General features: G+C 67.9%; 4 protein-coding genes and 1 pseudogene. 3 read left to right on the top strand and 2 right to left on the bottom strand.

The genetic code is table 11. The annotated features are described in order from the left end of the window. Window positions 1–33 precede the first annotated feature (33 nt). Window positions 34–861 (bottom strand): inositol monophosphatase family protein, encoded by an 828-nt coding sequence (locus DBR34_RS17390; protein ID WP_038687391.1) that lies wholly within the window; start codon window positions 859–861, stop codon window positions 34–36. A gap of 121 nt (window positions 862–982) precedes the next feature. Between DBR34_RS17390 and DBR34_RS17395 the strand changes: the two genes are divergently transcribed. Genes DBR34_RS17395 through DBR34_RS17405 form a run of 3 tightly spaced genes read left to right on the top strand, consistent with a single transcriptional unit; the run spans window position 983 to window position 4,858 of the window. After that, the gene (locus tag DBR34_RS17395) at window positions 983–1,750 is read left to right on the top strand and encodes an RNA methyltransferase (RefSeq protein ID WP_128097717.1); all 768 of its coding nucleotides are present in this window, start codon (window positions 983–985) and stop codon (window positions 1,748–1,750) included. A 52-nt stretch (window positions 1,751–1,802) separates the two neighbouring features. Then, window positions 1,803–2,735 carry a phosphate/phosphite/phosphonate ABC transporter substrate-binding protein gene (locus DBR34_RS17400; protein ID WP_146186875.1) on the top strand — a complete coding sequence of 311 codons (933 nt, stop codon included), beginning with the start codon at window positions 1,803–1,805 and terminating at the stop codon, window positions 2,733–2,735. Beyond that, on the top strand, window positions 2,732–4,858 hold the full coding sequence (locus DBR34_RS17405) for an EAL domain-containing protein (RefSeq protein ID WP_128097719.1): 2,127 nt from the start codon (window positions 2,732–2,734) through the stop codon (window positions 4,856–4,858). Before DBR34_RS17400 ends, DBR34_RS17405 begins: the two co-directional genes overlap by 4 nt. A 184-nt stretch (window positions 4,859–5,042) precedes the next feature. Here the strand turns inward: DBR34_RS17405 and DBR34_RS23760 are convergent. Next, window positions 5,043–5,437: pseudogene (locus tag DBR34_RS23760) on the bottom strand (EF-P beta-lysylation protein EpmB); the annotation flags it as partial.

Genomic DNA, 5,437 nt, shown 5'->3' on the forward strand with positions numbered 1-5,437 from the left:
GGCGCCGTTCTTCGGTTTCAGCGCGGTGGCCGATCAGAACTTGGCGTCGAACTCGGCGGCGTAGCCGGTGTTGACCAGCACCTTCTGCAGCACGTCGGTGTTCTTCACGTTGCCGGCCACGATCTGCTGGGTCTCCGGGCCGCGGCTGTCCATGCGGGCCGGGGTGGCGCCCTTGTAGTCACAGACCCGGCCACCGGCCTCGCGCACCAGCAGCACGCCGGCGGCGATGTCCCAGGCCTTCAGCCCGGCTTCGAAGTAGGCGTCGGCGCGGCCGCAGGCCACGTAGGCCAGATCCAGCGCGGCCGAACCGGTACGGCGCACGTCTTCGGCGTGCACCAGCAGCGCATCCACAGCCTTCAGCTGCGAACTGGCGCGCTGGCGCTCGCGCGGGGCGAAGCCGGTGTGGATCATCGCACCGCCCATGTCCTTGCGGTCGGCCACGCGGATGCGACGGTCGTTCAGCACCGCACCAGCGCCACGGCTGGCGGTGAACAGTTCATTGCGGAGCGGATCGAAGATCACCGCGTCGATCGGCTCGCCGTTCTCGACCAGCGCGATGGACACACAGTAGTGCGGGAAGCCGCGCAGGTAGTTGCTGGTGCCGTCCAGCGGGTCGATCACCCACATATAACGGTTCACACCCTGCACGCCACCTTCCTCGCCCATGATCCCGTACTCGGGATAGGCGCGCTTGAGTTCCTTGACGATGACCTTTTCCGCATCCGCATCGACTTCACTGGCATAGTCCATGCGCCCCTTCTGCACGACGTTCAACGCCTCCAGCTTGTTGATGTTGCGCAACAGGACGTTGCCGGCGAGGCGGGCGGCCTTGACCATGACGGTGACGGCGGGTTTCTGCATGGCGAAAAGCTCCCGGAAAGGCAGAGTGGGGGGTACTGGCGGGGGAAAAGAGCGGTCCCGGCGCAGAGGCCGGTCGCACAGTTTACCATCTGTGGCTGTCCTGCTCGCGTTTGGCCTGTTCATGTCCGTTGAAACCGCTCCTACCCGTATCCGATTCGTCCTGGTCGGCACCCAGCACCCCGGCAACATGGGCGCTGCGGCGCGCGCCATGAAGACCATGGGCCTGTCCCGGCTGGTCCTGGTGGCACCGGAAAAGCCGCTGGATGATGAAGCGTTCCGGCGCTCGGCCGGCGCCGAGGACGTGCTCGGCGATGCACCGGTCGTGGCCACCCTGGCCGAGGCCGTCGCCGACTGCACCCTGGTCCTGGGCTGCACCGCGCGTGCCCGCCGGGTCCAGCTGGAGGAGCTGCTGCCCGCCGTTGCCGCCCAGCGCGCCCTGGCCAAGGCCGCCGAACCGGCCGAAGTGGCCTTCGTGTTTGGCCGCGAGCGTACCGGCCTGACCAACGAGGAACTGCAGCTGTGCCACCTGGCCGTGCATATCCCGTCCAACCCCGACTTCAGCTCGTTGAACCTGGCCGCTGCCGTGCAGGTGCTGGCCTATGAAACGCGCATGGCCGTGCTCGGCGGCGTTGCCGGCGCCGCCCCGGCCGACCCCGAGTTCCGCGAGCAGCCGGCCAGTCATGCCCAGGTGGAAGGCATGTTCACCCAGCTTGGCCAGGCCCTCGACGACATCGACTTCCACAAGGGCCGTGCGCCGGAATCGGCCATGCGCAAACTGCGCCGCCTGTTCCTGCGTACGGGCTTGAGCGAACAGGAAGTCCGCCTGCTGCGCGGCATCCTGTCCGACGCACAGCGGATGGCACGGCTGGCCAACACCAAGCCCGAATGAGCTGACGCAGTTCTCACTTTTTCGGGTAGGCTGTTCGGATTCCTTGGGGGGAGTGATGGGAGTGCCGGGTCTGCGATGGCTGCTGCAGGGAGGTCTGCTGTGTCTGGCTATCGTGCTGATGGCCGGACCTGCGTCAGCGGCATCGGACAATGTGCTGGTGCTGGGCCGGATCAGCGACAACCCCAAGTCACACTATGCGCAGTTGCAGCCCCTCCTCGATTACGTGGTTCCGCGCATGCGCGACGTCGGCATCACCGAGGGCCGCATCCTGATGGCACCCGACGCCCAGCAGATGGCCAGCTACCTGCGCCGTGGCCGGGTGGACTGGGTCACCGAGACCTCCGGGACCGCGGTGGCGCTGGGCCTGCGTAGTGGCGCCCAGCCCCTGCTGCTGACCGAGCGCAGCGGCGTGCGTGACTACCACACCGTGTTTTTTGTACGCCGCGACAGCACCATTGCGACGCTGGCCGACCTCAAGGGGCACACCCTGGCGCTGCAGAACGTCGCCTCCACCAGCGCCTACCTGGTGCCGGTGATGACCCTGTTGCAGCAGGGCCTGACCCCGGAGATCCTGCTGTCGGCACGCGATGCGGCCGCCCCCGATACGGTGGGCTATGTGTTCGCACGCTCGGAGGGCAATATCGCCACCCTGGTCCACAAGGGCGTGGTGGACGCCGGGGCGGTCAGCAGCGTGGACTGGACCGATGGCCATCGCATTCCGGCCACCTTCCGGCGTGATTTCCGTGTCATCCATCGTACCGAGCCGTACCCGCGCGCGGTGGAAATGGTGCGCGCCGGCCTGGATGAACGGGTGCGCGACCGGTTGCAGGCGGTGCTGCTGGAGGCGGCATCGGATCCCAAGGCGCAGGATGCGCTGCAGACATTTTTTGGTACGTCCGGATTCCATCGGGTGGATGCGCAGATGCAGCACCGGTTGGATGAACTCAAACAAGGCTTGGCTCGCGTGCGGATGGAAGTGGAATGAGGCTGTTGGGTTCCGGAATGCAGGCACGCTTCGTGCTGGCGATGAGCGGTGCGATGCTGGTGGTGATCGCCATCGTCGCGGTGGTGCTTGGGCGCCAGGCGACCATGCAGGATGAGGTCCAGCACCTCAGTGGCAACGTCATCCATGACCTGTTCGACCGCAGCGTGCGCAGCCGCGGTGAAGCGCTGGCGCGCGAGCTGTCCGACGCGCTGGCCAATCCGCTGTACTACAACGACCTGGAGCAGGTCGGCGCACTGGTGCGCAACACCTCGCGGCAGCAGGTGGTGCGCTACGTGCTGGTGTTCGACGAGGACGGCAAGCTGATCCACGACGGCTCCGCCGAGGTGCTCGACTTCGGCCGGCCCATGAGCGACCCGCTGGCGCCCGGTGCGGTCGCCGCGCGGGCGCTGGTGGTGCAGCAGTCGCCCAAGGTGCTCGACAACGCGATGCCGATCATGATCGGCAACCAGCGCATCGGCGGGGTCCGGGTCGGCATGGCGCTGGATGACGTGCAGGCGATGGAGCAGCGCGCCAACCAGACCCTGGGCGAGCGCCTGCAGCAGGTGGGCAAGCGCCACCTGGGCTGGCTGCTGCTGATGCTGGGGCTGCTGGTCGGCATCGGCGTGGGCATGATCATCTATGTGCAGCGCACCCTGGTGGCCCCGATCCGCTGGCTGGCCGGGGCTGCGCGCCAGATCGAGGCGGGCGATTACCAGCTGACGCTGCATGAAAGCCCGCGCAAGGACGAGGTGGGCGAGCTGGTGCGTGCGTTCGGCCGGATGAGCGAGTCTATCGCCCGCCACGACCGCGAAGTGCGGCACATGGCCTACACCGATGCGCTGACCGGGCTGACCAACCGCCTGGCGTTCCGCGAGGCGCTGGACCACCGGCTGATGGCCGCGCGCGCCTCTGGCCACCGCCTGGCGCTGCTGTTCGCCGACATGGATGACTTCAAGCGGGTCAACGACACCCTGGGCCATGAAGCCGGCGACGAAGCGCTGCTGCAGTTCGCCCAGCGTATCAGCACCGCCGTGGCGCAGGCCGGGGGCGACGAGGCGCTGCTGGCCCGCTTTGGAGGCGATGAATTCGTGATCCTGCTGGGTGACGGCGATGTGGCCGCCCATGCCCGCCAACTGGCCGAGATCCTGGTCCGCGAACTGGGCAAGCCGCTGTTCGTGCAGGGCCGCGAGTTGTTCCTGGGCACGTCCATCGGCGTGACCCTGTTCCCCGACGATGCGGCCGATGCGACCACGCTGTTGAAGAATGGCGACATCGCGATGTACCAGGCCAAGGTGGCCGGCAAGAACTGCTACCGCTATTACAGCCGCGCGATGGACCATGCGGTGGAGCGCCGCGTGCACATGGAGCAGGAGCTGCGCGGCGCCTGGGAGCGCGGCGAACTGCGGCTGGTCTACCAGCCGATCTTCCGCACCCGCGACCGGCGCATGGTGGGGGTGGAAGTACTGCTGCGTTGGCAGCACCCCACGCTGGGCACGATCCCGCCGTCGGTGTTCATCGAAGTGGCCGAGCAGAGTGGCCTGATCGAGGTGATCGGCCCGAAGGTGCTGCGCGCGGCCTGCATGGAAGCGGTGCAATGGCCGCACGGCGTGGATGGGGACGGCCTGTTTGTCTCGGTCAACGTATCGCCGCGCCAGCTGCGGGGCGGCGAGCTGCCCAACCTGGTGGCCGAGTGCCTGCGCGACACCGGCCTGCCGGCCTCGCGGCTGCACCTGGAGCTGACCGAAACGGCGGTGATCGGCGATGAAATGCTGGCCGCGGCGCTGCTGGACAAGCTGCACCGCACCGGGGTGAAGGTGTGGCTGGATGACTTCGGCACCGGCTTCTCCGGCCTGAGCCACCTGCGCCAGGTGCCGGTGGACGGGGTCAAGATCGACAAGAGCTTCGTGGCCGACATGCAGCGCGACCCGGACGACCTGGCCCTGACCACGGCGATCATCGCCATGGCCCATGCGCTGGGCATCACCGTGGTGGCCGAGGGTATCGAACAGGAAGTGCAGTTCGACCTGCTCTGCCAGCGCGGCTGCGACCTGGGCCAGGGCTACTGGCTGAGCCACCCGGTCAGCGCCACCGATGTGGTGGAAATGATCGAGTCCGGCGTGTAGGGCGCAAGCCCGTAGAGCCGGGCTCTGCCCGGCTGCCCACCGGCAAGACCCCGTAGAGCCGGGCTCTGCCCGGCTGGATCTACATTGGCCGATCAGCCGGGCAGAGCCCGGCTCTACGTGCGTTGGCGGATCAGCCGGGCAGAGCCCGGCTCTACGTGGCGGCTACCGTTGGGGGGCGCTCGCCTTAAACCGGGCGCTTGCTGCCGTCGCCGGAAATCTCGCGGACCAGCTTGGGTACCAGGTAGCCCGACAGCTGCGTCGTCAGCTGCGCGTGCAGCGCCTTGGCGGTCTCGTCGCTGACCTCGAAGTGGGCCACGCCCTCCACCCGGTCCACCTGGTAGAGGTAGTACGGCAGCACGCCGGCGGCGAAGCTGCGTTCGCTCAGGTCCTGCAGGGCCTGCAGCGAATCGTTGACCCCGCGCAGCAGCACCGCCTGGTTGAGCAGGCTGGCCCCGGCGCCGCGCAGGCGGGCCATCGCCGCGTCCACGCTGGCGTCGAACTCATTGGCATGGTTGGCATGGATCACGAACGCCAGCGGCCAGGGCAGGCTGGCCAGCCACTGCACCAGGTCCTCGTCCA

Origin of the sequence: Stenotrophomonas sp. HMWF003 (assembly GCF_003061285.1) — a bacterium.
Taxonomy (GTDB): Bacteria; Pseudomonadota; Gammaproteobacteria; order Xanthomonadales; family Xanthomonadaceae; genus Stenotrophomonas; species Stenotrophomonas maltophilia_AP.

Bases quoted from the DNA above. Each gene is read 5' to 3' on its own strand.
- DBR34_RS17390 (WP_038687391.1), bottom strand. From the start codon at position 861: ATGCAGAAACCCGCCGTCACCGTCATGGTCAAGGCCGCCCGCCTCGCC.
- DBR34_RS17395 (WP_128097717.1), top strand. From the start codon at position 983: ATGTCCGTTGAAACCGCTCCTACCCGTATCCGATTCGTCCTGGTCGGC.
- DBR34_RS17405 (WP_128097719.1), top strand. From the start codon at position 2,732: ATGAGGCTGTTGGGTTCCGGAATGCAGGCACGCTTCGTGCTGGCGATG.